Genomic DNA, 24982 nt, shown 5'->3' with positions numbered 1-24982 from the left:
GCTTTGCTGTGCCGGACACGGGGTTGGCTGACAGAGACAAGTTCGCCGCGCGGCGCAAGCCAACGCCCTGTGCCTCCGTCGGACGCTGCTGTTTCGCCCGGCGGTCCATCATAGCGCAGGCGCCCTGAATCGCAGCAGGGCGGCGCCGTCGAACGGATCGACCAGATAGTGGGCATGCACGCCGAATGTACTGAGCAGCAGCTGCGGCGTCAGAACTTCGCTCGGTGGCCCCAGCGCGATCAGCCGTCCCCGATCCAGCACCGCCAGACGATCGCACAGCAGGGCATGGTTGAGATCGTGCAGGGCCACCAGCGTGGTGACCGGTAAGTGGCGGACCAGCGCCAGAATGGCCAACTGATGCTGAATATCCAGATGATTGCCCGGCTCATCCAGCAGCAAAATTTGTGGACGTTGGGCCAGCGCCTTGGCCAGATGCACCCGCTGGCGCTCGCCTCCCGATAGGCTGTGCCAGCGCCGGGCACTGAGGTGGGCGGCGCCGACATCATGCAGCGCCTGGCGGACAATGGTTTCCTCTTGCGCCGACCAAGGGCTTAATGCCGACAACCATGGCGTCCGGCCCAGCGCAACGACGTCGAAGACGCTGATGACGTCCTCGGTGTCGGCCTGTTGTTCGACCATGGCAATTTGGCGGGCGCGGCTCCAGCGTGGCCAATCCCGCAGGTCTTTGCCTCCGAGCTGGACGGCTCCGCTGTCAGGCTTTCGCAAACCGCTCAGCAGCTTGAGCAAGGTGGATTTACCCGAACCGTTGGGGCCGATGATGCCGAACGTTTCTTCATGGTGTATCGCCAGCGCGATATCCTGCAACAAGACATGGCCGCCTTGTTGGTAACTCAGATTGGCGCAGCTGAGCACAACCGGATGAGGTGGCAAGGGAACGGCGGTCATCGCATTCTCCTTCTGTCGAGCAAGATCAGGGCAAATACCGGAGCGCCGACCAGCGCGGTGATCACCCCGACGGGGATCACCTGGCCGACGATCAGCGTGCGGGAAAGGATGTCGGCCGCGATCAGAAATAGTGCGCCGCTTAACGCGCTTAACGGCAACAGACGGGCATGCCGGGTGCCGGACAGCAGACGAACGGCGTGGGGAATGACGAGCCCGACGAAACCGATGGAGCCGACGATCGACACCATAATGGCGGTCACCAGCGCTGCACTGCTGATCAACAGCAGCTGTATCCGCCGGATGGGGATGCCAAGCCCCGCGGCCGAATCGACGCCGAAGGTGAAGGCATCCAACGCTCTGCGGTGCCACAAACAAACCATCAGCCCCAGCAAGGATATCGGAACCGCCAGCCAGACCGAAGACCAGCGAACGCCGCTGAGGCTGCCCAACATCCAGAACATAATGCCGCGCGCCTGTTCAGAGTTGGCCGACTTGGTGATTAAAAATGCGGTCAGCGCATTGAACAGTTGCGAGCCGGCGATACCCGCCAGAATGATTTGCGTCGCCGGGGCCGAAGCGCCGCCGGCCCGGGCCAGCAGAGTGACGAGCACAAAGGCGGCGATAGCCCCCACAAAGGCCCCGCCGGAGAGGGTGAGCACGCCAGCGCCCAATCCGAAGAGCGCGACGAGTACGGCACCGGTCGACGCGCCGGCGGAGATGCCAAGCAGATAGGGATCGGCCAGCGGATTGCGCAGGAGTGATTGCAGTATCACGCCGCAGGTCGCCAGGCCCGCGCCGCAGGCGCCGGCGACCAGGGCGCGGGGCAGGCGGTAATTCCAGATAATCCCTTCGTCGATGGGATCCAGTATGTAGCCTGCCGACCACAGTTTATTGACTATCGCCTGTACGACGACGGTGAGCTTTATCGATGTTTCGCCGATGGCAACGCCCAGTAAAATCGCGGCGATAAGCGCCAGGCAAGCGATGAGACTGACCAGCCATTTTCTTGTCATTTGGACAAATCCGCGTTTTTAGCGATGGTGGAAGCGATCGTTTCCAGGCCGCTGAACATTCTCAGGCTGGCATGCATCGCTTCGGCGTCCAGGATAATGATGCGGTTATTCTTGACCGCCGCCATATTGCGAGTGACCGGGTCGTGTTGCAGAAACGCCAGTTTTTTCTGGTGGTCGTCTGCCGGGAAACGGCGGCGATCCATCCGGGCAATGATAATAAAAGTCGGGTTGGCCTTGGCGATGGTTTCCCAGCCGACGGCAGGCCACTCTTCGTCAGACTCGACGATATTGCGTATGCCCAGCGTGTTGAGCATGAAATCGGGCACGCCTTTGCGGCCCGCGACAAAAGGATCGCTTTTGAGATCGCTGCTGGAAAACCAGAAGAGCGCGCTGGCGTGGGAGAGATCCTGCCGCTGCGTCACGGCTCTGGCGTTGGCCAGCCGGGCCTGCAGTTCTTCATTCAGCTGTTTGCCGCGCGGCTGCACATCGAATATCGCCGCCAATTGGCTGATGCTTTTATACAGACTCTCAATTCGGAAGGTTTCCTGGCGCGTGCCGTCGGCGCCTATCAAATTATTTTTACCTTCGCAATCGGCGGGCATCACGTAGGTGGGAATATTTAACTCGTCAAATTGCTGACGGCTGCCCACCACGCCTTGCGGGCCAACCATCATTTCAAACTGTGAGACCACCAGCTGCGGCCGTTTGCTTATGACGGTCTCAAAACCTGGCGCGTTATCAGCCAGCCGCTCAACCTTGTCGTTCTGCGCCTGGTATTGCGGCAACACGTTGTTAAACCACAGCGACGTTCCTACTAATTTGTCGCCCAGTCCCAGGGCATACAACATCTCGCTTCCCGTCTGGCCAATGGTCACCACTTTTGTAGGCGCGCGCTGAAAGGTCAGCGTGCTGCCGCAGTTCTGCAACGTCAGCGGAAACTGTGCGGCCGCGGCCTGTGCGCTGCATGACACCATCGCGCAGGCCAGCAGCAGCGATCGCCGGTAGCAGCCCCGCACGGGATGCCGGCGGCGGGTGAAATGGGAGAAGGAGAAAGGCAATGCATTGAAAAGATAAGAAAATTTATGCGGCATGATATCTCCATAGCGTCAGTGCTTATGTAACCCGCGGCAGGTACTGTAGGGATCCGGGTATACGCATTTGCTACCCGGCCGTGCGAAAGGCGTCGCGCGGTCGGGTCGCTGAATTCGGCGTGGCATGGATAGCAGAATCAACCCCGTCGTCCATGCTACCGCGGTTTAGAACTTGCGCCAGTCTCCCGCCGCTTCAAACGCCGACGCTGCCTGGTAAAGCATGCCTTCGCCATAGTGACGACCAATCAGCATGAGCCCCACCGGCAAACCATCGACCAGCCCACAGGGAACCGAGAAGGCCGGATGGCCGGTAATGTCCTGCGCCGCGGTATTGCCGAGCATTTCAAATGCCCGCGATATGTATTGAGTTACGGAACAGTCTTCCTCAGGCAGAGGTTGCGCGGTGATAGGAACGGTCGGCATCACCAACAGATCATAGTTCGCCAGCTCGCGGTCATAGCCCGCACGGGCTCTGCGCGCGATGTTCTGTGCCTTGGCATAGTAGCGGCCGTTGTAGCGCTCCAGTCCATACTGTCCGACGAACATACAGATTTTGAGTGAGGCGGACAGCGCTTCGGCCTGGGAACGCCATTGTGCCTGTTTATCCAGCAGCGTCACGTCATACTGACCTTTCCAGTTAAATCCCATGCCGTTCCCGTGCATCATCTGCATGGTCAGTCCTTCACAGCCGATCGGCGTCCAGAGCGCGCCCGCCAGCGCATGTTCAGGGAGCGATATTTCATCGACCGTGGCGCCCAGACGTTCAAAACGAGCAATGGCTTCTCGGACTTTGTCCGCGACGCGCGGATCCTGATTGGCGAGCTGGAACCCTTCGGTCACAATACCGATCTTCAGGCCGTCCACGCCGCGATCCAGAAACTCGGTATAGGATTGCACCACGGGTGCATACTGACGCGGATCCAACCCGTCGGCGCCGGCGATCGCTTCCAGCATCAATGCGTTATCGCGGACATTGGCGGTAATCGGGCCGGCATGATCCACCGTGGCCTCGATTGGCATAATACCGGTATAAGGCACCAAACCATGGGTGGGTTTCAGGCCATAAGTGCCGCAGAATGCCGACGGGATGCGAATGGAGCCGCCCTGATCGCACCCTATGGCCATGTCGACCTCACCCGAGGCCACCAGCGCGGCGCTACCGGAGGAAGAGCCGCCGGCGGCGTAGCCGCGACGGTTGGGGTTGTGCACCGGCGCCGGATGGGAAGTATGGCTGCCGCCGGAAAGACAGAAGTGCTCGCAGGTGGCTTTACCGCTGATCGTGGCGCCGGCATCCAGAAGACGGGTGACGATGGTGGCGTCGTAAGAAGGAACGAACCCCTCAAGCGTAGTGGAGCCATTCATCATCGGTACGCCGGCCAGGGAGACGTTATCCTTGAGCACGACGGTGCGGCCAGCCAGTTTGCCTGCGCCTGCGCCTTTCACTTCGGTTTTGTAGTACCAGGCATTCAGCGGGTTTTCCGCACCCTCGGGGCGATAACCGGCCTCGCGCGGATAACGCGTCTCGGGGATATCATCAGGCAATTCGTCAACCAGATCATAGGCGTCAAAATTGGCTTGCATCAGCGCCAGGTATTCACTCGCCAGTTCCGGTGTCAGTTGGATGTGCAGGCGGTCGGCGATTTCTTGCAGTTGTTCGGGCGTGGGACGTTCAATAGCCATGTTATTTCCTTCATGAATGCGGCGTTTCATCAATAGTTCGACGAATTCGCCCTATAAATAGATTGATAACGGGGTGATCAGCTCCCAGATTGCGCGTCGCGCATCATCCCGGTTTGTACATGACAGTTGATGTATTCGAACATCTGATGGCGTGCATCGGAGACGGACACTTCGTGATAAAGCCGTAGTTTTTGCAGGCCGGTGACGACGCGGAAAAACGTGGTGAATATGCGCAGGTGGGTGGGATGGGATTCCGCCCATCGCTCCAACTTGTCGAGCGAGCGCCAGTGGCCGATATCGTAGGCGATATCCAGCAGATTGCCGTCTAGATCGATGTTGCGCACGAAACGGTTGCTGTAGCAGCCCAGCGCCTGCCCCTCGTCGCGAAGAAAATCCATGCCGTCCTGCAAGGGGGGCAGCATCTGCTTAAAGTACAGCTCGCGTTCTTCTTCTCCAGCGTCGACCCAGTCCTGACCGGAACGGATCAGCGCGATATTGTCATGGCCCTGCACTACGACGCGGCCGCCTTTGGCGGGGTCGCCGGACAGAATGCGCAACTCGCTCGAAGGTTGCATCCAGTCGGTTTGCGAGAGAGGGATACGATCGCGCACCGATCCCCAATAGCCGTGCTCCTGCACCTCGTCGCTGATGTTATCCATGATGGCGCCGACGCCAGGTAGATCTTCTTTGAACGCATACAGAGTTTCGAACTGGTCGGCGCGCGGCGCGATGATCTCGCGAAAATAGCCCAGCCCTTCGTTTAACCGTGCGTCATCGGCCCACCAGCCGGCGATCGACGGAGAACGCAGCCAGCGGCAGTATGCCGCCGGATCGCGCCAGTAGCCGACAACGATGAAATTGCCATAGCCCTGGGCGTCGACATGGTAGGTCATGTCGTGATTTCCCGGGCCGTCGTCGACGCTAAAACTTGCAACGATGTGGCGCATCGCCTTCAGGGCCGCATCACGCTGCTCTTCAAGGAACTGCACGCCCAGATAGGCCATGACCACCTGTGTGAGGCTTTCATCAGCGCGGCCTGCGAACATGGGAAACGGGGGCTGATAGTCATCATGAACTCGGCGGGACAATGTCCGGGGACACATCAAATGTTTGTCGATTGCGGATTCCATAAGGGCTCCTGATTGATGTTCGATAGTCGGTTTGCCGAAGAGATCAGACAGGTATGACCGGTCGCCGCCGGCGTACTCGGCCGCTCTCCGACCTGGTTAATACTATGTAGGCAGACGATTTGGGATGCTTGTTTCACCGGGACATCTGTTTTGCTCAAAAGGACAACCGTACCCTGATTCGTTACTCGGGAGGGCGTTACCCTGGCGTAACGCGAGTGTGTACGGCGTGCGGTGCTTTTCTCGGTAATGGCGGCAGGTATAGAAGTCCGGGCGGACGTCGTTTTTTGGCGCGCAACGCCGGTTCATTAACGTCTGTGCCGGTGTTGTGCGCACGTACCTTAGCTGACGCCCAGCAGGTGACGATCTGACGATTGACGCTGTGGGCCGAACGTCCCGGGTCTGCCGACCCGGTCAACGTTAAAACAGTTTCATGATACGCAGCGTGGTGCTGAAATCGGTTTGGAACCCGCCGTCTACGCTGATGTCGCGCTGAACCAGCCACTGCACCTGCAGATCGGGCCGTACAAATTTCGCCGTTTGCAAACGCACCTGTTGTGAGCGCGTGGCGGCGCCGTTCGCCGAACCGTCCAGATATTGGGCTCCGCCCCAGTTTTTGGCGTAACCGACGGCGAAGGTCCAGGTTTTTTCCTGAGGAGGAATATAGGACAGCCATAATTGCGCCTGATAGCTGTTGTCCTGTGAAAGCGTGCCGTTACCCCGGCTGACGGCGTCGTCATTGTCGCCATACCAGGTGGTATCGAATGATGCCTGCGCGATAAAGTTATCGCCAAGCCGCTGGGTTCCGCCCACCTGTAAATCAAACTTCCAGCGGTTTTCGCCTATGTTCAGCGTCTCCCCGGCATCGTAATTGCCCATAGGGAGATAGAGATAAGGCACAATGGCGAAGGTGGTCCCGGAAGTCGAATTATTGACCAGCCAAAGGGGCGCGGTGAGGATCGGATCGCCCAGTCCGGATGTTGAACTCAGTTCCGTGCCGGCCAGCTTGCCGTCGTAGAATCGTCCATAGGGTAATAATACCTGCGGCGCTAGGGTGAATCCGCCGACGTCCATATAATGGACATAACGGAAAATACCAATCATTGAATTCAGCCGGGTATCATCTTTAATATAATTGCCGTCGACGGGTTTATAAGTGTCGCGATGGGCATAGGTGAAATAGGAAAGAAAAGCGTCGGTGCCCGCTGGTGCAGGAACTAAATCCAGTGAATCCAAATCCACCGCCTGGGCGGATTGAAAAAATAACATTGCAGCCAAAGGAATAACATACCGTCGACGCCTGCGAGTAGTTCGCATCACCGCGCCGAGACCTCCTCTTTTCATCGTCTCAGGATCGCGGTTAGGATATTGCAGACGATTATCTTTGACTGATTTCATGATTAACCCCCACGTTTAAAATGGAATAATGACTGCGGTCTGTGAGTGATTTCAGACCATAAGATGTGGTTATTTATTTCGTCCTGCCGGCCTGTTGATGAAGGCACCGACGCCATCAATGGTGGAGTAGAAAATCGATTCCGCTCCTGATGGACACTTTTAACCCGAGAGTGCTATTACCGCCATGGCTCAAATGGACAAGGGATGTACTCAAAAGGACAGTTTGCGCAGGGGGAGGAAATCCGGTGAAAAAGGTCGTATATCTCGTTGAATTCAGCGTCGGCGGAATAAAAAAAACGACAGCGCCCGTACAGGACGCTGCCGCTATGAAGCGGGGCGATAAGACTCAGGACAGGACGATTTCCTGTTTCAACAATGAACTTGGCGCATAACCGAATGCCTGGCGAAATGCCCGGCTGAAGTGAGAGAGATCCTTGAAACCGTACTCCATGGCGACCTGAGATACGCTGCGCGCGCGTTTATCCTGCAGCGCATGGCGACAGGCCAACAGCCGTTCTTGCCATACCAGGGCCATGGGCGTTTTTTGCCGGGCGGAGAACGCACGCACCACGGTGCGAGGGGATACGTAGTGCGCTTTCGCGATCATATCCAGCGACAGCGCATCATCCTGTAAATGGTCGCGGATATATTGCACAATTTTTTCATACAGGTTGTCATAACGGTCGCCCGCGTTTTCGTTATCCGCGACTTGCAGACTAAAGACCAACATGTCCAACATCATGTCGAAATACCTGATAGCCATGTCGTCATGGGTCATCAGCAGTGAATTTGAACTGGCTTGCAGCAGCATCTCCCGCAGCGGCGTCATGCCTGGCCGGCTGGCATCCAGCGAGATGGCGGTGAATTTTTCTACGTTAGGGATGCGTCGCATTAACAGCTGGCGGGGAATACGCAAAATATGCAACGCTTGTGAGTCGATGTTGAACGTGAATTCTTTAGCTGAGTCGTACAGCACCATACTGCCCGCTGGCAGCACGGCTTGCCGGCCACTTTGTTCGAACCAGGCCTGCCCCTGCTGCACCAGCCCCAGCCAAAGATCGTCATTGGGGCCGCTACGCAGGTCTTGTGCTCCCCGTTTCCAGTGATGTGCCGGCGCATTGAGCGTAGCAAGCGATAGGGACTTAATTGCCCGGAATTGCATAGATGCCACAAAACCGCTCTCGGAGAGCGGCCGATTCGTTGCCTTCAGGCAATGGCGACAAACGACCTCAGTCCAGTATTCAAAACGCTGCTTGTCAGCCATATTCTCAGTTGAATACACGATGGACATATTCTTGTCCTCCACAACACTTTTTAAGGAAATGGTGTCTTACACCGCTATCAGCATTTGCTTCCAGACAACAGGGGACATGCAAAAATCACGCCAACTAGTTTGTTTCTGATGGCCGGAAAGAACAGACTAAAAAACAATTGCCTGTATAAATTTGGAGTGCAGGAATACGGATTAAGCATGCATTGCCACAGTTTTTTTCATGTCTATTGCGGTGCAACTGCACTGCGTTGCATGGCAACGGTGGCAGCGCTGCGGGGGAGTTACGGCCATTGCTATGAGTACTACCGTGAGGGGGACGTTTTTTTCGACTCTAAGAGACCTGCGGCGACCAGGAAGTCTTTAATATGAACCCTCTACACAAGTCGAAAGCCATTTTGGCGCTTACCAATATATTGCCTGATGTGCGCGTAGCGACTCTCCTGAATATCTCGGTCCAGCACGCTGAAAAGTGAGGGGGTGGGATAACGACCTCTCGTTTTTCCTGTTGTCCTCTTTTAACGTTATTCGGTCTCCGGCCGTGTCTGTGAGGTTAAAACTCGCCTATTCGGATCGCCATCAAAAACACCATCGCATCAAAAATAATAATTTCAACCCCCTCTTGGGCACGGCGATGAAATAGTTAAATTCATCGTTTTTTATATTTATTAGAGTCACCGGTTTCTTTAATTCGCTGAGCGGTGAGATATGTTTTATAAACTCACATGACCGTTGTGGAACCAATAAAATCCATGCTGCTCGTAGCATAAATAAATATTAAATATATATTATAAACAATAATTTTTATTGAGTTTGGTGGTTGAATTTATTTTTAAGAGACTTAATAAATTGTTTGTTTGAATTAAATTTGGTTATCTCTAAATAACCAATAGTAACATTAATTGGTATTGGTGAGTATTTTTTACATTCCTATGATTTTATTAAAAAAGTATTTACCATAACGCTTTCAGTATATTCCTGAGTCCTGTCGGTTTTTTTATCTGACTAAATGTTTTTTTGTTTTTATTTCAAGTGGTTAAATGTGTATTTCCATGTGATTGACATCATTGGCAAATACAAAAAGGTGTTCTCATTTCTCGAAAAAAATAAAAATTGATTTGTGCTTTAACTTGGCTAAAATTAGTAAAAATCAATTTTTAATTTTATTGGTATCTTCTTGAGATATTTCTCAACTTCTAATGATAGTGGTATCCTGCGTTTTGAAAATAAACAGTATTTTAATTTTATGAGTGGTTAATGACGAGGGTATCATTAACAATGTGACGAATGTCGATATATGCATGATTATCGGCACAGGCAGGGAGTTATTTCTCTAGCGATGAACGTCTCTGATAGATACCTAAAATTGTTTTATTTGATACCAAAGTGAACCCATTGTGGGTGAATAAAAATGATGCCATGAATAAATCCATGATCTATTAATCTCAAGACGATAAGTGGATGATGGGTGGCGTTTGTTTACAATCTGTTGAAAAAATAAGAATAAAAGATCGGTCCCGCCATTTTATTTAATAGGACTACTTCAACATTTACTTTCTGGCAGTTCCCGGCGAGTTTCAGCTTTTTCTAAGCGTCAGAAGTTCGTCGGGGGGGATGGAACCCATATCGTCACGCCAGTGAGCGACATCGAATGACGCGAACCCATGAGTGCTCCGGGAATCAATGCCGTGAGCGGATTCACGGTGAGTCTGGATGATTAATCACCGGCATCAGGAATACGGCTGCTTTTGGCGAACCAGTAATGAGCTCGCTATCACCAAGAGAGGATTGTGAACGTGACTCCGGAAGAACACGAAGACATCAATCAGCCTGGCGCATTACCGGCATTGTGGCTAAGCGACCCCGCATTTTTTTTCAATATCGACGGTACGCTCGCTGAGATTTGCGTCCGTCCTGAGGAGGCCCCCGTCCCTTTGGCGCGTCTGACCCTTCTCCGCGTCCTGTTTCGCGGCGGTGATGGGGCGGTGGGCACTATCTCAAGACGGCGTTTAGCGGATATCGGCGATCTGCTCGCGCCGTTGGAAACGCCTTTTCAGGGACGCTTACCCGTCTTCGTGGAGGACGATCTTACCGATGAGCTGGGTTTTGAGGCCGCGCAGGCGCTGGGCGGAATCGCGATCGAAAGTGGCACGGATCCGACCTGCGCGGCGTATCGACCAGCAGATGTCGACGCCGTTGGGGAGTGGCTATCGGGATTGGCCACGCTTGCCGACCCGCCGTGCGCGGATAAGGCGGTGTCGCGATGAGCCGGCTTGTGGTGGTCTCTAATCGCGTGCCTCCGGCGCTCGATGACAGTTCGGCGGGAGGATTAGCCAGCGGTATCATGGCTGCGCTGGAACCTGGCGGCGGCGTCTGGTTTGGATGGAATGGCGAGGTAGAGACATGTCCGACCCGCGTCGAACAGCGGACTGTGAATAACGTCACCTTTGCGACGACCGCGCTGACCGCGGAAGAGTATCAACAATATTACTGCGGCTTCTCCAACGGCACGTTATGGCCGACGTTCCACTATCGCGTTGATCTGGCGCGCTACGACAATGAAGAGTATCAGGGCTATCTGCGCGTCAACCGCCGACTGGCGCAGATGTTGAAACCCTTGCTTCGCCCGGACGATATGATCTGGGTACAGGATTACCATCTCCTGCCTTTCGCCCAGGCTTGCCGGGCGATAGGCATCAACAACCGTATCGGTTTCTTCCTTCATATCCCTTTCCCATCCGCCGTCATCGCCATGACGATACCGCCGCACCGCGAGCTGTTCTCCAGCATGACGGATTACGACCAACTGGGATTTCAGACCGAAGACGATCATCGGGCGTTTCTTGATTACGCCAGCCGCATGGGAATGAGCGACGACATCGTCAAAAGCGGCGTTTATCCCATCAGCGTCGCTGTTGATCCGCTCCGTCAACTGGCGCAGGACAACTCACCGGACCTTCACCTGCTCGATCAGGTTTCCCGGCATCTCGGGCGTAAAGCGATCTTCAGCGTTGACCGGCTGGACTACTCCAAAGGCTTGCCCGAGCGCTTCAGCGCTTACGAACTGCTGCTGAAACATTATCCCGAGCATCGGCGGCGGGTTCAGTTTGTCCAATTCGCGCCGACCACCCGCGACGACATCTCCAGCTACCGGCAGATACGCGAGCAGCTTGATGCGTTGGCCGGGCGCATTAACGGCGGCTATTCCGAGCTGGACTGGCTGGCCCTGAACTACATCAACAAGAACTGCGATCGCCGGCGACTGATGGGGCTATACCGTCAGGCGCACGTCGCCTGTGTTACGCCGCTGCGAGACGGGATGAATCTGGTGGCGAAAGAGTATGTGGCGGTGCAGGAGGAGGCCGATCCCGGCGTGCTGGTGCTGTCTTGCTTCGCTGGCGCGGCGCGGGAATTGGATGCCGCGCTGATCGTCAATCCGTATGACCCGCGAGAAGTCGCCGCCGCGCTGGATCGCGCTTTAATGATGTCCCTCGAAGAACGCGTAGAACGCCATCAGAGCATGCTGAACATTTTACGGCATGCCTCCATCGACGTGTGGCTACGCCGTTTTGTGGACGACCTGTCGCTGCAACGCCCGGCTGGCGACGCGGGACCCGCTCACTGTATGTGTTTAATAGCTTGAGCTTACTCGACAAGGTTGCGTTCCGTATCGGTAAGCAGAAGGCCAAGCGAACGGATGAAATGCCGTCACTTCAGGTTGGAGGCGCCGCGCCAGTGATTTTCCGGCGGCGTGCGTAGCAAAGTCATGCGTTGTCCTTGGTCGGCAATGCCAGCGGCCCCAGGCCCGGACGGCCCAACGCGTCGATAAAATTGTGAATTGAAGGAGCAATGAACCATGACAATGATTAAGCACATTAGCGCTTATCGAGGACGTTTTGACACATTTGATGCCCTGATTGTCGGCTCCGGCCCTTCCGGGGCTACGGTGGCGCGCACGCTGGCGGAGCAGGGCAAGGATGTCCTGATTCTAGAGCTAGGAGGGCTGACGTCGCCGGGAGAAGTGTTGGGGACGCATCAATCCATCTACGGCCGTGCCATCACGGGGAACGGCCTGCAGGACGGCAACCCGTGGACCGCCTGCTGTGTCGGCGGCGGCATGCAGTTCTATTCCGCCATTACCTTTCGCTACCGCGACGTGGATATGCGGATCAGCCGCTACCTGCATTCGGATATGGAGATGGATTGGCCCATCACCTTGCAAGATCTGGAGGAACATTACGGCTATATCGAGTCGTTACTGGGGATGCAGGATACCAGCGGCTATCCGTTTAGCGCGCGCGGCAAGAAGATCGCCCATGCGATGGCGTCGCTGGGTTACCGCCCGCGAAATATGCCGCTCGCTATCGTTCCGGCGGGCCGCGACAACGGCTGTCAATTCTGTTCGGCCTGCGATAGCCGTTCGTGTACGACAGGCGCCAAGGCGACGATTTTGAACCGCTCGGTCATTGACGACACGGCGCTGCCGGGCTCGATCAGCGTGCTGTTCGGCTGCATGGTGAATAGCATCCGGCTCTCCAACGAGGGGCACGCCCAATCGGCAGAGTGTTATATCCCGTTCTCATCTGAACATCTCAGCATTCCCGTCGAAAGGATCATCTGCTGCGGCAACGCCATTCAAACCAGCGCGCTGCTGCTACGTTCGACCTCTGTGTTCGCCCCGCGCGGCATCGGCAATGAGCATGATTTGGTCGGCCGAGGTCTCTCCTTCAAGATCACCGGTTATACGACCGGCTCCAACCCTGCCTGGATGAAGGAGGAGGGGCTGTGCGGCCCGCACCGAGGCGCGCCCGCATCCGTCTACACCGATGATTTTTATCAGAACTCCGACGTGCCTACCGGTATCGGCGGTCTGCTGTACGAGGTGGCCTCCCCGGAACCGCTCCGCAACATCGGCCGCATCCGCCTGCACTATCTCGCGGGCGAAGAGGCGTGGTCTCACAATCGCATCATCCTGGATGAGCGGCAGGATGAGTTTGGCAACCCGCTGATCAAGTTCAGCTACAAAAACTCCGACAGCGATTTGGCGCGCATTGGTTTTATGGCCGCGCGGGCGGAGGAAATTCTGAGGGAAGCCGGCGCGAAGACGATCGAGCGCGAGCCGTCCGTGCACAACAAAGGCGGCTCGCACTTGCATGGCACGGCGCGGGCAGGGACGGACGCCACGCGCTCAGTCGTCGATGTCACAGGTCGCGTTCACGGCTACGACAACATCTATGTCATGGATGCCTCCGTGATGACCTTTGCCGGAAATTCGAATCCGACCCACACCATTATGGCCAACGCGCGGCGCATGGCCGTTGCGATGCGCTGAACCTCACTCAGGAGCGATAAAGATGATGGATAATAATCAGCAACAGTTACGACGGGCGATCGTGTCCACCGCCGCCCGCGAGTACGACATTTCCGCTCGCCCGCCGTTCGTGGTGCAAAGCGCCAAGGGCGCTTGGCTAACAGACTGCGACGGTCGAACAATTCTGGACATGACCTCCTCCAATGGCACCGTGCTTTTCGGCCATCGGCGTGACGAGATCGATCAGGCGGTGGTCGAGCAGATCCAGTCGCGCGGCATTATCTTCCCGACCACGCTGTCTCCGCAGCGAATCGAGCTGGCCGAACAACTGGTGGATCGCTACCAAAGGATTGAAAAGGCGGTCTTTTTCCGCACGGGCTCGGACGGCACTTCGGCGGCGATCAGAATGGCCAGAGCCCACACCGGACGGCGGATCGTCCTGTCCAGCGGTTATCACGGCTGGCACGACTGGCATCGTCAGTTTGGCCAGCTTTGCTACGATCCGGAAACGGATGTCTTCCATTTTGGCTACAACCTGCAGGCGCTCTCAACGGCGTTGGATGTGGCGCGAAACCGCATCGCCGCCGTCATCGTCACGCCCGAACTGGGATGGTTTCCGGAAAGTCACTTCAACGAGATGGGGCGTTTGTGCCGTGCCGCCGGGGTTCCCTTCATCCTCGACGAGGTGATGTCCGGGCTGCGTTACGGCGCACATGGCGTTCACGGGGATGGCGGCGTAGATGCCGATTTGATGATTGTGAGTAAAGGCCTTGCCAACGGCTTTGCGCTCTCGACCGTCGCCGGGAAGGCGGATCTGATTAACGCCTATGACGCCGCCGGCCTGGCGGGCACTTACAACAAAGAGGTGACCTCCATGGCCGCCGCGCTGGTGGCGCTGCGGATCTTCAGGGAAGAGCGGCCTCACGACGCTGCGCTGAACATCGGCGCTGAACTGATGAAAAGGCTTCAGCTGGCGGCGGATGAGGCCGGCATTCCCCTTTGGGTGACCGGCCCGCCGCTGATGTTCAAAACGGTGTTCGCCAATGCCGAGGTGGCCGATGCGATTACGGCTGAATGTTTCGCGCACGGGCTATTTTTGGAGTGCAACGGCACGCACATGATCAACTTTGCCTTCTGTCAGGCGGAGCTGGAGCACGCGGTGTCCATTTTCAAAGCGTCGCTAGAGGCCGTAAAAGCGTCCGGCAAGGACGTGGGGGGAGACACGGGCGCGATCGACGATGCACGGCGGAAGAACTATGCGCGCTCTGCGTTCGGCGTGGCCTTTGAGGTGGATCTGGAAGCGGATGTCGTTCACGCCTTGAATTTTCGTCGAGGATCCTACGAAGCAAGAAGCTAACGTCAAAGTGCCCGTGCTGCTTGGGGGGCGAATCGGTCGGGGACGACGCTGCAAAGTATTATTTTGGATGCGCATCCCGATCTGGTCGTCGCGCCTGAAATCCATTTTCTTGAGTCGCTCGATCTGGGACCGCACATCCTTGAGGCGGCGCGGCTGCTATCCGCGAACGATCCCCGGGTGCCCGGCCCGGGAACGGAGACGGAAGATCCGTTCTGGTTTGATGGCGCGCACTTTGTTAAGCCGTGCCAGCGTTCCGGCGTCCCGAGCGACGACCTGATCGAACGGGTCGAAGCCGCGCTGGCCGAACGCAAAAGCGATCTCAGTCGCTTCGTCGATCGCTGCTATCTGATCGAGAAGATCGGCGTCTATCGGCTCAAGAAATACGGCGGCCTGTTCTGGGGCCAAACGTTGCAGCGCAAAGTCGCCCGCATCGATGATTTTGCGCGGATTTGGCCCGATACGCGGTTTATCCATATCGTCCGTGATGGCTGAGATCTCTTCGCATCCCACCTCAAATCCGTCCGCAAGTGGGGGTACAAAACGCCATCAGAAATGGCGCACGGCTGGGTAGAGATCGTCTCCCGGCCCGTGACCGTGGCGCCGCAGGGGCGCGATCTGGTGATTCGCTATGAAGATCTGGTGACCTCGCAGAGGTTATCAGGCGGATGACCGATTTTATCGGCGTTGAGTGGAGCGACCAGGTGTTGGCGCATCGCGAGGTCTCGCATGTGTTGTTCGAAATCCCTGGGATCATCCCGCTGCGGAAGCCGCCGCTCAAACGGCTGGGCTATACGCTCTCGGATGAATCGCGCGAGATCGCCTCAATGACGGTGATGTTCATTTTATACCTCGGGCACGGCGCGCGCCGTACTCAGGTCGTTCTGAATGACTCATTTAAGCTAAGGAAGGACTCATGGATGTAAAGAACAGGGCCATATTCATTTCATTTGACGGCGTCGCGGTTTCCGGTATCACCGTGGAAGCGGCCAAGCTGGCCTCCTGCCTCAATCAGAGAGGCTTCGAGTCATTCATTGATCTCGGGTTCGACATCAAGATCGATAAAGGCAATTTCGGCAGGCCCTATACGCAGAAAGAGAGGAGCGCCTTTGGTCAGCTCTTTACGGTGGTGCGAGCGGCGGGGGACGGCGAGCTGCCCGGCTACACCCCGTATTTTATCGAGGATGTCAATAACTTGTTGATTAATGGAAGTATTCCTTGCAGCGAAGAACGGAAGGCGCATAAGCTGGCGGACGTTCATGCGGTCGCCGACGCCTTATCCGAGCGCATCGTGGAGACCTGGCGTGAGTTAGGCATTACCCACGTCGTCGTTGAAAACGGCACGCTTCCTGAGAATATTGTTTATACCCATGCGCTGTATAAAGCGATTGCCGCTTACGGCGAAGAGAAAGGTTTCGGATGTTTCGTGCTCTGGCGCGATCACGATCTCATGTGGAATAGTGAAACGGCCTGTGGGAAATATGGCGGCGAACCCTGGCCGTATGCCGTGAAACCTATTCCTACGAAATATATCAATTACGTCACGCTTAATGACGCCCTCGCCAGCAAGCTCAGTGAATGGAGCGGGGTAAATATCGACGTCATGCGTAATTGTTACTGTTTCGAAGGCGATAAAAAGCGGAAATCTCTGCGCCCCGAATTCGGAATTTCAGATAACGATATCCTGATTGCGCGCACGACTCGGCTTGTTCCTGTGAAACGCCTGGAACGAGATATCTATCTGACTAAAAAACTCAATGAGCTGTGCGTCAAAAATAATAAAGAGCCCTGCATCTATTTAATGATTGCGGGGGGAGAGCATGAAGATGCTCGCTACTCTAATTATTTGAAAGACTATGTCAGTGAATTGGGAATGGAGCGGTTTGTCCATTTCATCGGCGCATTACAGCATGACTTTATCGACGAAAGCGGCGATGCGTATACGATCCAGGATCTCTATGAGTCCTGCGATATCGTCTCCTTTCTGACGTCTTACGACTACGACAGCTACGGCAATCCGATCGGGGAAGCTATCAGCCACCAACGGTGTTACATCGCCACCCACTATGAATATTACGACGATGTTTACGGTCGGTATGGTTTTCAAACCGAACTTATGACTATTTCTGCCGACCAGGATGGCTGGCCGGATGATGATTTCGTGCAACGGATTTATAGATTGGTTGCCGACAGGTCGAAACGAGAGTTAATCGCGAGACATAATTTCCATATCGGGAAAAAACTCATTTCCAACAAGATATTTGGCCACGTTTTTAATGTGTGATAGGGAGTTGTTATGCGTAAAGAAACTTATATATCCATTGTGCTGCCCGTTTATAATGAAGGGCGTCGCATTGAAGCAGTTATTGATTCTATTTATCGGCAGACATCGAAATACGGCATATTTACCCTGGATAATATGGAATTAATCATCGTTGATAATAATTCGACGGATGACTCTATTCAGAAAGTCAAAGTCGCTCAGGGTAAATATAAAGACCTGACTATACATATCATCAATGAAACCACTCAGGGCGTCTCTTCAGCCAGAAAAAAAGGCATGAATTACGCTTCCCAGCGCGCGGGTATCCGTAATATCGAATACGACATCGATAATAAGCACTATATCGTTTCCGCCGATGCGGACTGTGAAGTCGATAAGTATTGGATCGACGAGCTGGTTTATACCATGATCGAACAGCACGGCGATCTGGGCACCTGTAATTATTACTACGATAAACAAGATTTCGAGCTACGGCCTAACCTGTACCGCGAAATTGATAAAACCCTACGCTGTCGCCACTTTTCGTTCTCGCTGTTCGGCGGTTTTCCTGATGGCAAAGGGTTTGCGGTCGAAAAGCGGATGTACGATGCGGTGGGCGGCATCGAGATTTTCTACCAGTTGGAAGGGGGGCGCTTTGTCGAACATCTCTCCGACGACTGGGACTTCGGCATCAAGGTCATCGCCTGCGGCGGTAAACCCGTCTATGCGCCCGAAGCTTACGTCAAAATCAACAGCCGAAGGGTGGACACACTGCTGTACGAGGTGATGAACGGGACCGCCTACGGGAAAGACGGCATCATCATCATGAAGGATGTGCGCCCGACAGAGCATGCGCTGGAAAACTATCAGGATCTGTCGCCTGAACAGGCTGAAATCTCTTGGTTCAACTCGATCAAAGACTACATACCGAAAAATATCGTACTACCGGTGTTACTGAATCCGTCGCTGCTGGTGGATAACCCCGAAGTCATTGAGTTCTTCACGCCGGAGGTGGCGGAAAATCTCTATCGACGTATCTACCGAATCAAGTATGAAACCAGCGTCGTCGACTTCAAGCCGATTCATGCCTATAAAACCCCGGCGTTCCGACTTTATTTTGAATTCAGACACGAGATCTTCAATTCGCTGAGGCGTTTTGTCGGCGAAGATATCGGCTCCGCGCCGCCGCTGCCCGCTTGTTTCGATACCGTGGATGAAAAAGACTTCCTGCGCTTTGTGTACTATTTCTGCGAAGACCGTGAGTCGGGCGAAGCGCATAACTATTTTGCTAATGGCGGGGTGTTTTGATGAATAAGAGCCATCTCGACACCTTGCTCGATCTCGATAGCCGATATCCCACGCCGTTAGTGTGTGAGGTGCTGGCGAAGGAAGAGAATGCGAAGCTGCTCGACTATGTCGTCAAGGACCCCTTTGGTTGCCACGTTTTTCCCGGCGATATTGAGGATTACCCGCTTTCTGCGTTTCATGCAGACATGGAGGTGGAAGTCGGCAAAGCAGAGCGGATCCATCTCTGGGCTTACATCCCTACCTGCCGTTATAAGTGCCACTTCTGCCAGTTTCCTACCGTGATCCTCAACCCGGATTCTGCAAAGGCGGGCGCGCTGTTTAGAGAAGTGGTGGATCTGAACATCAAAGAGGCTCAGCTGTGGCTGAAACATGTCCCGAGCCTGAGCCGTACGCCCGTCGGCGAATTCAATATTTTCGGCGGGACGCCCTCGCTGCTGCCGGAAGCCGAATTACGGCGGCTGATGGCGTTTTACAAGGAGAACTTCAACTTCTCCTCCGCCACCCTGCGGTTTGAAGGCGAGCCGGGCAGCCTGCCTGAAAATTATCTCGGTATCTTAAAGGAGCTGGGGTTCGCCAAGCTGTCGTTTGGCGCGCAGTCGTTTAACGATCGCCTTATCCATGCCTGCGGCAGAAGACATACGGCGGCGGAGTGTTTTTCCACGTTGGAAAATGCCAAAGCGATGGGGTACGAACTGATCACCATCGACCTGATGTACGGGCTGATGGGGCAGAAAGTGGATGATGTGGCCTACGACATGGAGATGGTCAAGAAGTACGATCTGTCGCATGTGGTGTGCACCAAGCTGCATATGAAGGAATTCATGGAAACCCGCAGCGGCGTCTCGGCGAAACGGAAAAATCTCTGGCAGCGCAAACTGATCTCGCTGGGCGATAACGAAATGCCCAGTCTGGGGAAACAGTATCAGATGCGTCAACTGGTGGAGAGCTATCTGGCCGACGACTATCTCGAACATCCCACCATGTATTTCCACAAATGTGATTTGCCGCCGGAGAAATGGAAAAGCCTGATCACCGATTTGGACAAACAATATCCCGAGGTCGCGATTGGGCTGGGCGGCAGCTCCAAGTCTCGCCGCTCTGAGATGATCAACCTGACGGAGTATGACGAGTACCGTGATGCCTTGAACACGGGGCGTCTGCCGTGCGGCTCGGTCCGTGGGTTCTCCCCGCCTCAGCAGCGCGTCAATGCCTTCAAGATGGCGCTGTCGACGCTGATCCCTGTCGATGATGCGATCTACAAAAAACGGTTCGATGGGGAGAGCTTCTTTAACAATCCCACCATCTCGGCGGCGTTAACCCACCTGGAAGAAAAAGGGTTGGTGACCGTGGATAACGCGGTGGTCACCCTCTCGCCGGTAGGGCGAGTGCTGGTGGAGGCCATTATCAACACGCAGTTTGAGTCATCAAGTCTGACGCCTCACGGCGTCTGATGAGGGATCTTGGAACCTACGGAGCATACGCCGAAAACCCGCCGCCGGTGGCTTCTGCCGTCGGCGCGGTAAGGCCGCATAAGGATGATTATGATGCAGAATTTCTCTTCTCGTGTATTGAGTTTTTATTATATCGGCATCGATACCGAAGCCGGCGTCACCAACGCGCAATTCGAAGCCTTTGTGCGCGATAAAGGGGTTCAACTGCCGATTTATCCGGGATGGCGTTGGACCTTGTTGCGCGGGCTGCGCGGTGAGCGTACCGATCAATATCTGATGCTGTTTGAAATGAAAAACGCCGAGGCGCGTGACCTGTACGTCGATGAAAACGGCAACCCGACGGCGCTGGCTCAGCAGTTCTGGCAGGAGGCGCCTGAGGCGCCTGAGGCGCAGGAGATCCTCGAAGTGTGGAAACATCTGGCCACTTTTGCGGAATTGCCGACGTTGTTCACCGACTACCGGCTGTTGGCCGAAAACAACAAAAGTACGGTCAAACCGGGTCCTCGCTATCATCAAGGGACGGGGACAGCGCGGGTTATCGGCCTCCATAATCTGGCGTTGCGAGCGGGAGTCACCCCCGCCGAGTTCGAGTGCTTTATTGCAGAGAATCACCACCGCATAGAGGACTATCCTGACTGGAAGTTTCACCTGCTAAAAGGGGAGCGCGGCAACCGGCTGGATCAGTATGTCGTCATGATGGAGATAGAGAGCGTGGAGGCATTGACGGTCTTTTATCCGGAGGCGGATATCGGCACGCAGGAAACCGATAAGTTCGCCCAAGCGCATCGCGACACCAAGCAGATGTATGAAGAGTGGAAAAAGCTGGCTTCGTTCTCTGGCTCGCCGCAGATCTACACGGACTACATCTCCGTCGCCGAATGCGGGACGTGCGACTCGCTCTCAAGCACACCCCAGGCGGTTATGCTCAGCGGAACAGTACCGTAAGGGGCTAAGGCCCCGTCTGGCCGTCAATCTAAATGCCCTGAACCCTCCGTTCAGGGCATTTTTATGCGCACAGTTCGCCTATGTCATCTGTGCTATAGAGCCAGCGGCTATACGTCGCTGAATGGTCTGCCTCGTCAATTCACAAAACTGCTCAACGGTAGACTGCCTCGGCATCGTTGACGGTGATAGCCGCTTTCCCCGCGGATGTTCACCTATCGAACTGGCGACCGGTCATACCAGGCTAGGCACGTGTAGCCGTTCCCTGAGAAAAACAGGGATCCTCACATCAAATGGTGGAACCGCACATATAAAAAATGCGCAGTATGGATTAGGCCCACGGTTGTCGGCCGTAAGGTCAGGCGGCCTGTCGGCGTGTGGTCGCTTTCATAACAATGAGGGGCCTAGTTTCTTATTACATTGTGCGTGATGGGACATCACACTGCTGTTTTTACCGTCGAGTTCCTATCACCTATGTGCTTGCGATAAGGGATTTTTTCGCTGTTTTTCCGGGGATAAACGCGGGCGTTTTTACCTCGTATTTAGCCCCAACAGGCTCCCGTCGTTTTCCAATCTGCTGTTGAAACTCACAGGCAAAGCCCCTATAACTGGACTATCACTGTTGCACTAAGCAGTAGCTGACACTCTGTCATCTTGATAGCAGGCGAGACGTGCGAAAGAAAATTTATGCCATGAGATATGTTGCCGGGCAGCCTGTGGAGAGAATTTTCCCCCCGGTGGTAATGCATTATTCCGGACAGCCGGCGTTGTCCGGGCCGTTGCCTCTGGAGAACGGCGTTTTACGTCTTCTGGTATGGAATATTTTTAAACAACAGCGGATGGATTGGCTATCGGTGCTGAGGGGCTTCGGCAATAACGCTCATCTGATGCTCCTACAGGAAGCGCAGAGTTCGCCGGAGTTGATTCAGTTCGCCACTTCCCACTATCCTGCCGCCGATCAGGTTCCCGCCTTTTTCCTTCCGCAGCACCCGTCGGGCGTGATGACGCTCTCTGCCGCGCAACCGATGTACTGTTGTCCTTTACGTGAGCGTGAGCCGCTGCTGCGCCTGTCCAAATCCGCGCTGGTGACGATCTATCGCCTGCACGACGGACGATCGTTAATGGTCGTCAACATTCACGCCGTGAATTTCAGCTTCGGCGTTGAGGTCTACACCAAGCAGCTACAGGCTATCGGAGAGCATCTGAATCACCACAGCGGGCCGGTGATTATGGCGGGGGACTTCAACGCCTGGAGTCAGCCGAGAAGCAATGCGCTATACCGTTTTGCCGGCGTTATGGGATTAAAAGAGGTGACGTTCAGCAACGATCAGCGGCGCAGGGCGTTCGGCCGGCCACTGGACTTTGTTTTCTATCGCGAGCTGGATGTGGCGCACTCCTCGGTGCTGGTCACCGACGCCTCCGATCACAACCCGCTCCGGGTGGAGTTCAGCCTCTAGTTGCTTGGGCCTATCGTCACGCCGCCGCCCTTACGGGTATGCCTGACTTTTCGAGCGAGCATCCTTCGCTTTCCCCCTCTTTCTGTTGATGTCACGATGTTACGCCCATAAAAAAACCTCTCGGAAGAGAGGTTTATGTGTTGGGTGTGACCGATCAGGAATCGGGTGACTGCCTTTTGCTGACGAACAAGGTCAGTCTGTCGCCCGGCTGGATACTGGCATTCTTGTTAATGACCGTATTCCAGCGCATCACATCTGCGATGTCGACGCCGTGACGTTTGGCGATACTTGCCAGCGAGTCACCTTTACGAACACGGTAGATGATCGAGCCATTTTTACTGCTGGTATCAGACCCTGCCGTGGCGAAAGAGGTTTTCGCTATCTGAAGCGTCTGACCCGCTTTTACCGTATTTCCACGAAGGTTGTTCCAGTTCTGCAGGTCTTTGGTGCTGACATTGAGCCGTTTGGCAATGGCGGACAACGTATCGCCAGTACGGACTTTATATTCAGAACCCCGGGTTGTTTGTGCCATACGCGTCGGCTGAACCGCCGCAATATCTACTTCTGCCAGCGAGTCTTTCAACTGCTCGACATGTGCCTTCGGTACCATAATGTAGTGCGGCCCGTTAGGCGCAGTCACATTCTGTTTATAACCCGTATTGTAGCTTTTCAATTTTGTGACGGGTAAACCGGCTAGCTCGGCGGCCTGGGTCAGCTGCATCTGCTGTCCTAAATCCACTTGCGCTAGGGCACGTTCTTCATTCGTTTTCGGCAGGTCAAGGCCGTATTTTTTGCTATGCTTCAATATGTCGCTTAAAGCCAGCATCTTGGGTACATAAATCGACGTTTCGTAAGGGAGCGCCAATGACCAGTAATTCGTTGGGCGACCCTTTGCCTTATTCGCTTTGATGGCCTGCATTACACGACCTTCACCGCTGTTGTAGGCAGCGATAGTCAGTAACCAGTCTCCGTCAAACATGCGGTTGAGGCGCTGCATCATATTTAATGCTGCCGTCGTGGAAGCGGCGACATCGCGGCGTCCGTCGTACCATTTATCTTGTTGCAATCCATAATGACGTCCCGTTCCTGGGACAATCTGCCACAATCCAACGGCATTGGCCGACGATTGGGCGTTTGGATTAAAAGCGCTCTCCACTATGGGTAGCAGTACCAGTTCCATCGGCATTTTACGTTGCTTAATCTGCTCGACTATCCAGTACATGTACGGCTCTGCCCGTAATGTTACATCGTGGAGATAGCTCTTATTTTTCAAATAACGCTGTTTTTGCTCGCGGATCCGGGCGTTTTCCGGAACCTCCATCTTCAGCTCACGACTAATTAAGTTCCACAGGTCCTGCTGCGCGAGGTTGTTATCATCCAACCATCGCGCCCCGGTCTCTCGACCTTCAGAGTACTTTCCTGCTTCACTTTGACTGGCTGAAGACAAACTCTGTGCATGTTGTTTGGGCTGGGAGGTATCATGGGGCGAAACCTGGCAGCCCGCCAACAAGACCGAGGCGACAAGTATCGCTTTAGCCTTCATATTTTTTGTCACATTTGCTCAAAAGACGAACGATCATACTTTGATTGGTCATTGCGTACAACTAAAACCTTCAGAAGTGGTCCTTCATGGCCCTTAGCTGCGCAAATGTCTGCCAATCGCCCCTGGTGCTCACATCATTAAATATTTTTCTTTGTAAATCAGCGTCATGACAACGTAAAAAAAGATTAATACTACGCTCAAAACCGAGGTTTGTAGGGACGGTTGACAGCCCTTTTTCCCTTAATTGTCTGACTTTTAGCAGGTAGTCGGCAATTACGGGTTCCTCCGGCCATAACCGATGGGCGAACTCCAGGTTTGACACCGTATATTCGTGAGCGCAACACACTAAAGTCTCGTCCGGTAGCTTGGAGAGTTTGCTAACCGATTCAAACATTTGTTGCGGTGTTCCTTCAAAAATACGTCCGCATCCAGCGGAAAACAGCGTGTCGCCGCAAAACAGGTATGGAGCGCTATAATACGCGATATGTCCCGCTGTATGTCCTGGGACGGAAAAAATAGAAAATTCCGAGTCCAGCAACGTCAGACTGTCGCCCTCCTTTAAGATATGTGTCGTTCCGCTGCGGGAAGTTTCCAGCGGACCGTAAATGTCGATGTGGGGGAAGTTCTCCATAAATGTTTTCACACCGCCGACGTGATCCTGATGGTGATGGGTCAAAAGGAGGGCCACCGGCGTGAGGTGATGCGCCTCCAGCGCCATCAACACCGGCGCGGCTTCTCCGGGGTCGACAATCACACACGCCTTCTGTTGATTACTCAGCAACCAAATGTAGTTATCTTTGAGTGCGGGAACACTGATAAGATTCATAGTGGGTCCTCTGTTTGCTGTTACCTGTGGAAGAGACTAGAA

19 protein-coding genes and 1 pseudogene are annotated in these 24982 nt (G+C 54.7%); 11 read left to right on the top strand and 9 right to left on the bottom strand.

Translation table 11 applies throughout. The features are described 5' to 3' along the window. Positions 1 to 108: 108 nt before the first annotated feature. The 7 genes from I6N93_RS12990 to I6N93_RS12960 all read right to left on the bottom strand — a co-directional run bounded on the left by I6N93_RS12990 (position 109) and on the right by I6N93_RS12960 (position 8479). Complete coding sequence (locus tag I6N93_RS12990; RefSeq protein WP_085689558.1) at positions 109 to 906, bottom strand: ABC transporter ATP-binding protein; 798 nt, start codon at positions 904 to 906, stop codon at positions 109 to 111. Continuing rightward, positions 903 to 1919, bottom strand: coding sequence for a FecCD family ABC transporter permease (locus I6N93_RS12985; protein ID WP_085689556.1), 1017 nt, complete (start codon positions 1917 to 1919; stop codon positions 903 to 905). The genes I6N93_RS12990 and I6N93_RS12985 overlap by 4 nt, the downstream gene beginning before the upstream one ends. Beyond that, positions 1916 to 3010 carry an ABC transporter substrate-binding protein gene (locus I6N93_RS12980; RefSeq protein WP_197669160.1) on the bottom strand — a complete coding sequence of 365 codons (1095 nt, stop codon included), beginning with the start codon at positions 3008 to 3010 and terminating at the stop codon, positions 1916 to 1918. The genes I6N93_RS12985 and I6N93_RS12980 overlap by 4 nt, the downstream gene beginning before the upstream one ends. Positions 3011 to 3175: 165 nt before the next feature. Continuing rightward, positions 3176 to 4690, bottom strand: a complete 1515-nt coding sequence (locus tag I6N93_RS12975) for an amidase (RefSeq protein WP_085689554.1) — start codon at positions 4688 to 4690, stop codon at positions 3176 to 3178. Between the two features lie 77 nt (positions 4691 to 4767). After that, a complete protein-coding gene (oxdA, locus tag I6N93_RS12970; protein ID WP_085689552.1) occupies positions 4768 to 5820 on the bottom strand; it encodes an aliphatic aldoxime dehydratase in 1053 nt (350 codons plus the stop codon). A gap of 417 nt (positions 5821 to 6237) precedes the next feature. Further along, complete coding sequence (locus tag I6N93_RS12965; RefSeq protein ID WP_232100059.1) at positions 6238 to 7215, bottom strand: transporter; 978 nt, start codon at positions 7213 to 7215, stop codon at positions 6238 to 6240. Between the two features lie 346 nt (positions 7216 to 7561). Beyond that, complete coding sequence (locus tag I6N93_RS12960; protein WP_181463571.1) at positions 7562 to 8479, bottom strand: helix-turn-helix domain-containing protein; 918 nt, start codon at positions 8477 to 8479, stop codon at positions 7562 to 7564. Between the two features lie 1796 nt (positions 8480 to 10275). On the opposite strand from I6N93_RS12960, the gene I6N93_RS12955 reads away from it, so the two are divergent. The 11 genes and pseudogenes from I6N93_RS12955 to I6N93_RS12905 all read left to right on the top strand — a co-directional run bounded on the left by I6N93_RS12955 (position 10276) and on the right by I6N93_RS12905 (position 22571). After that, positions 10276 to 10752, top strand: a complete 477-nt coding sequence (locus tag I6N93_RS12955; protein WP_197669159.1) for an HAD family hydrolase — start codon at positions 10276 to 10278, stop codon at positions 10750 to 10752. Then, entirely contained in the window at positions 10749 to 12128 is a 1380-nt protein-coding gene (locus I6N93_RS12950) for an alpha,alpha-trehalose-phosphate synthase (UDP-forming) (RefSeq protein WP_085690001.1), read from the top strand. Before I6N93_RS12955 ends, I6N93_RS12950 begins: the two co-directional genes overlap by 4 nt. Positions 12129 to 12341: 213 nt before the next feature. Then, positions 12342 to 13817, top strand: coding sequence for a GMC oxidoreductase (locus I6N93_RS12945; RefSeq protein WP_085690003.1), 1476 nt, complete (start codon positions 12342 to 12344; stop codon positions 13815 to 13817). Between the two features lie 22 nt (positions 13818 to 13839). Then, the gene (locus tag I6N93_RS12940) at positions 13840 to 15153 is read left to right on the top strand and encodes an aminotransferase class III-fold pyridoxal phosphate-dependent enzyme (RefSeq protein ID WP_085690005.1); all 1314 of its coding nucleotides are present in this window, start codon (positions 13840 to 13842) and stop codon (positions 15151 to 15153) included. Positions 15154 to 15189: 36 nt separating this feature from the next. Then, positions 15190 to 15645 (top strand): annotated as a pseudogene (locus tag I6N93_RS12935) (sulfotransferase); the annotation flags it as partial. 173 nt (positions 15646 to 15818) lie between these two features. Then, a complete protein-coding gene (locus I6N93_RS12930; protein WP_085690009.1) occupies positions 15819 to 16076 on the top strand; it encodes a hypothetical protein in 258 nt (85 codons plus the stop codon). Continuing rightward, entirely contained in the window at positions 16067 to 17434 is a 1368-nt protein-coding gene (locus I6N93_RS12925) for a glycosyltransferase family protein (RefSeq protein WP_085690011.1), read from the top strand. Before I6N93_RS12930 ends, I6N93_RS12925 begins: the two co-directional genes overlap by 10 nt. 12 nt (positions 17435 to 17446) lie before the next feature. Then, positions 17447 to 18721: a glycosyltransferase gene (locus I6N93_RS12920; RefSeq protein WP_085690013.1), complete on the top strand. Its 1275-nt coding sequence runs from the start codon at positions 17447 to 17449 to the stop codon at positions 18719 to 18721. Beyond that, complete coding sequence (locus I6N93_RS12915) at positions 18721 to 20172, top strand: radical SAM protein (RefSeq protein WP_085690015.1); 1452 nt, start codon at positions 18721 to 18723, stop codon at positions 20170 to 20172. Before I6N93_RS12920 ends, I6N93_RS12915 begins: the two co-directional genes overlap by 1 nt. 93 nt (positions 20173 to 20265) lie before the next feature. After that, positions 20266 to 21117 (top strand): hypothetical protein, encoded by an 852-nt coding sequence (locus I6N93_RS12910; protein ID WP_085690017.1) that lies wholly within the window; start codon positions 20266 to 20268, stop codon positions 21115 to 21117. Positions 21118 to 21785: 668 nt separating this feature from the next. Beyond that, a complete protein-coding gene (locus I6N93_RS12905) occupies positions 21786 to 22571 on the top strand; it encodes an endonuclease/exonuclease/phosphatase family protein (RefSeq protein ID WP_085690019.1) in 786 nt (261 codons plus the stop codon). Positions 22572 to 22725: 154 nt separating this feature from the next. On the opposite strand, the gene mltD is transcribed toward I6N93_RS12905, so the two are convergent. Then, on the bottom strand, positions 22726 to 24114 hold the full coding sequence (gene mltD / locus I6N93_RS12900) for a murein transglycosylase D (RefSeq protein ID WP_085690021.1): 1389 nt from the start codon (positions 24112 to 24114) through the stop codon (positions 22726 to 22728). Between the two features lie 70 nt (positions 24115 to 24184). Then, a complete protein-coding gene (gene gloB / locus I6N93_RS12895; RefSeq protein ID WP_085690023.1) occupies positions 24185 to 24940 on the bottom strand; it encodes a hydroxyacylglutathione hydrolase in 756 nt (251 codons plus the stop codon). Between the last annotated feature and the right edge of the window lie 42 nt (positions 24941 to 24982).

Source organism: Lonsdalea populi, assembly GCF_015999465.1.
GTDB classification, from domain to species: Bacteria; Pseudomonadota; Gammaproteobacteria; order Enterobacterales; family Enterobacteriaceae; genus Lonsdalea; species Lonsdalea populi.
Note: the sequence above shows the minus strand (reverse complement) of the source record. Positions and strands in the feature narration are given on the sequence as shown.

Excerpts from the sequence above, each read along its gene's own strand:
- I6N93_RS12990 (WP_085689558.1), bottom strand. The coding sequence starts at position 906 with ATGACCGCCGTTCCCTTGCCACCTCATCCGGTTGTGCTCAGCTGCGCC.
- I6N93_RS12985 (WP_085689556.1), bottom strand. The coding sequence starts at position 1,919 with ATGACAAGAAAATGGCTGGTCAGTCTCATCGCTTGCCTGGCGCTTATC.
- I6N93_RS12980 (WP_197669160.1), bottom strand. The coding sequence starts at position 3,010 with ATGCCGCATAAATTTTCTTATCTTTTCAATGCATTGCCTTTCTCCTTC.
- I6N93_RS12975 (WP_085689554.1), bottom strand. The coding sequence starts at position 4,690 with ATGGCTATTGAACGTCCCACGCCCGAACAACTGCAAGAAATCGCCGAC.
- oxdA (WP_085689552.1), bottom strand. The coding sequence starts at position 5,820 with ATGGAATCCGCAATCGACAAACATTTGATGTGTCCCCGGACATTGTCC.
- I6N93_RS12965 (WP_232100059.1), bottom strand. The coding sequence starts at position 7,215 with ATGAAATCAGTCAAAGATAATCGTCTGCAATATCCTAACCGCGATCCT.
- I6N93_RS12960 (WP_181463571.1), bottom strand. The coding sequence starts at position 8,479 with ATGGCTGACAAGCAGCGTTTTGAATACTGGACTGAGGTCGTTTGTCGC.
- I6N93_RS12950 (WP_085690001.1), top strand. The coding sequence starts at position 10,749 with ATGAGCCGGCTTGTGGTGGTCTCTAATCGCGTGCCTCCGGCGCTCGAT.
- I6N93_RS12945 (WP_085690003.1), top strand. The coding sequence starts at position 12,342 with ATGACAATGATTAAGCACATTAGCGCTTATCGAGGACGTTTTGACACA.
- I6N93_RS12940 (WP_085690005.1), top strand. The coding sequence starts at position 13,840 with ATGATGGATAATAATCAGCAACAGTTACGACGGGCGATCGTGTCCACC.
- I6N93_RS12930 (WP_085690009.1), top strand. The coding sequence starts at position 15,819 with ATGACCGATTTTATCGGCGTTGAGTGGAGCGACCAGGTGTTGGCGCAT.
- I6N93_RS12925 (WP_085690011.1), top strand. The coding sequence starts at position 16,067 with ATGGATGTAAAGAACAGGGCCATATTCATTTCATTTGACGGCGTCGCG.
- I6N93_RS12920 (WP_085690013.1), top strand. The coding sequence starts at position 17,447 with ATGCGTAAAGAAACTTATATATCCATTGTGCTGCCCGTTTATAATGAA.
- I6N93_RS12915 (WP_085690015.1), top strand. The coding sequence starts at position 18,721 with ATGAATAAGAGCCATCTCGACACCTTGCTCGATCTCGATAGCCGATAT.
- I6N93_RS12910 (WP_085690017.1), top strand. The coding sequence starts at position 20,266 with ATGCAGAATTTCTCTTCTCGTGTATTGAGTTTTTATTATATCGGCATC.
- mltD (WP_085690021.1), bottom strand. The coding sequence starts at position 24,114 with ATGAAGGCTAAAGCGATACTTGTCGCCTCGGTCTTGTTGGCGGGCTGC.
- gloB (WP_085690023.1), bottom strand. The coding sequence starts at position 24,940 with ATGAATCTTATCAGTGTTCCCGCACTCAAAGATAACTACATTTGGTTG.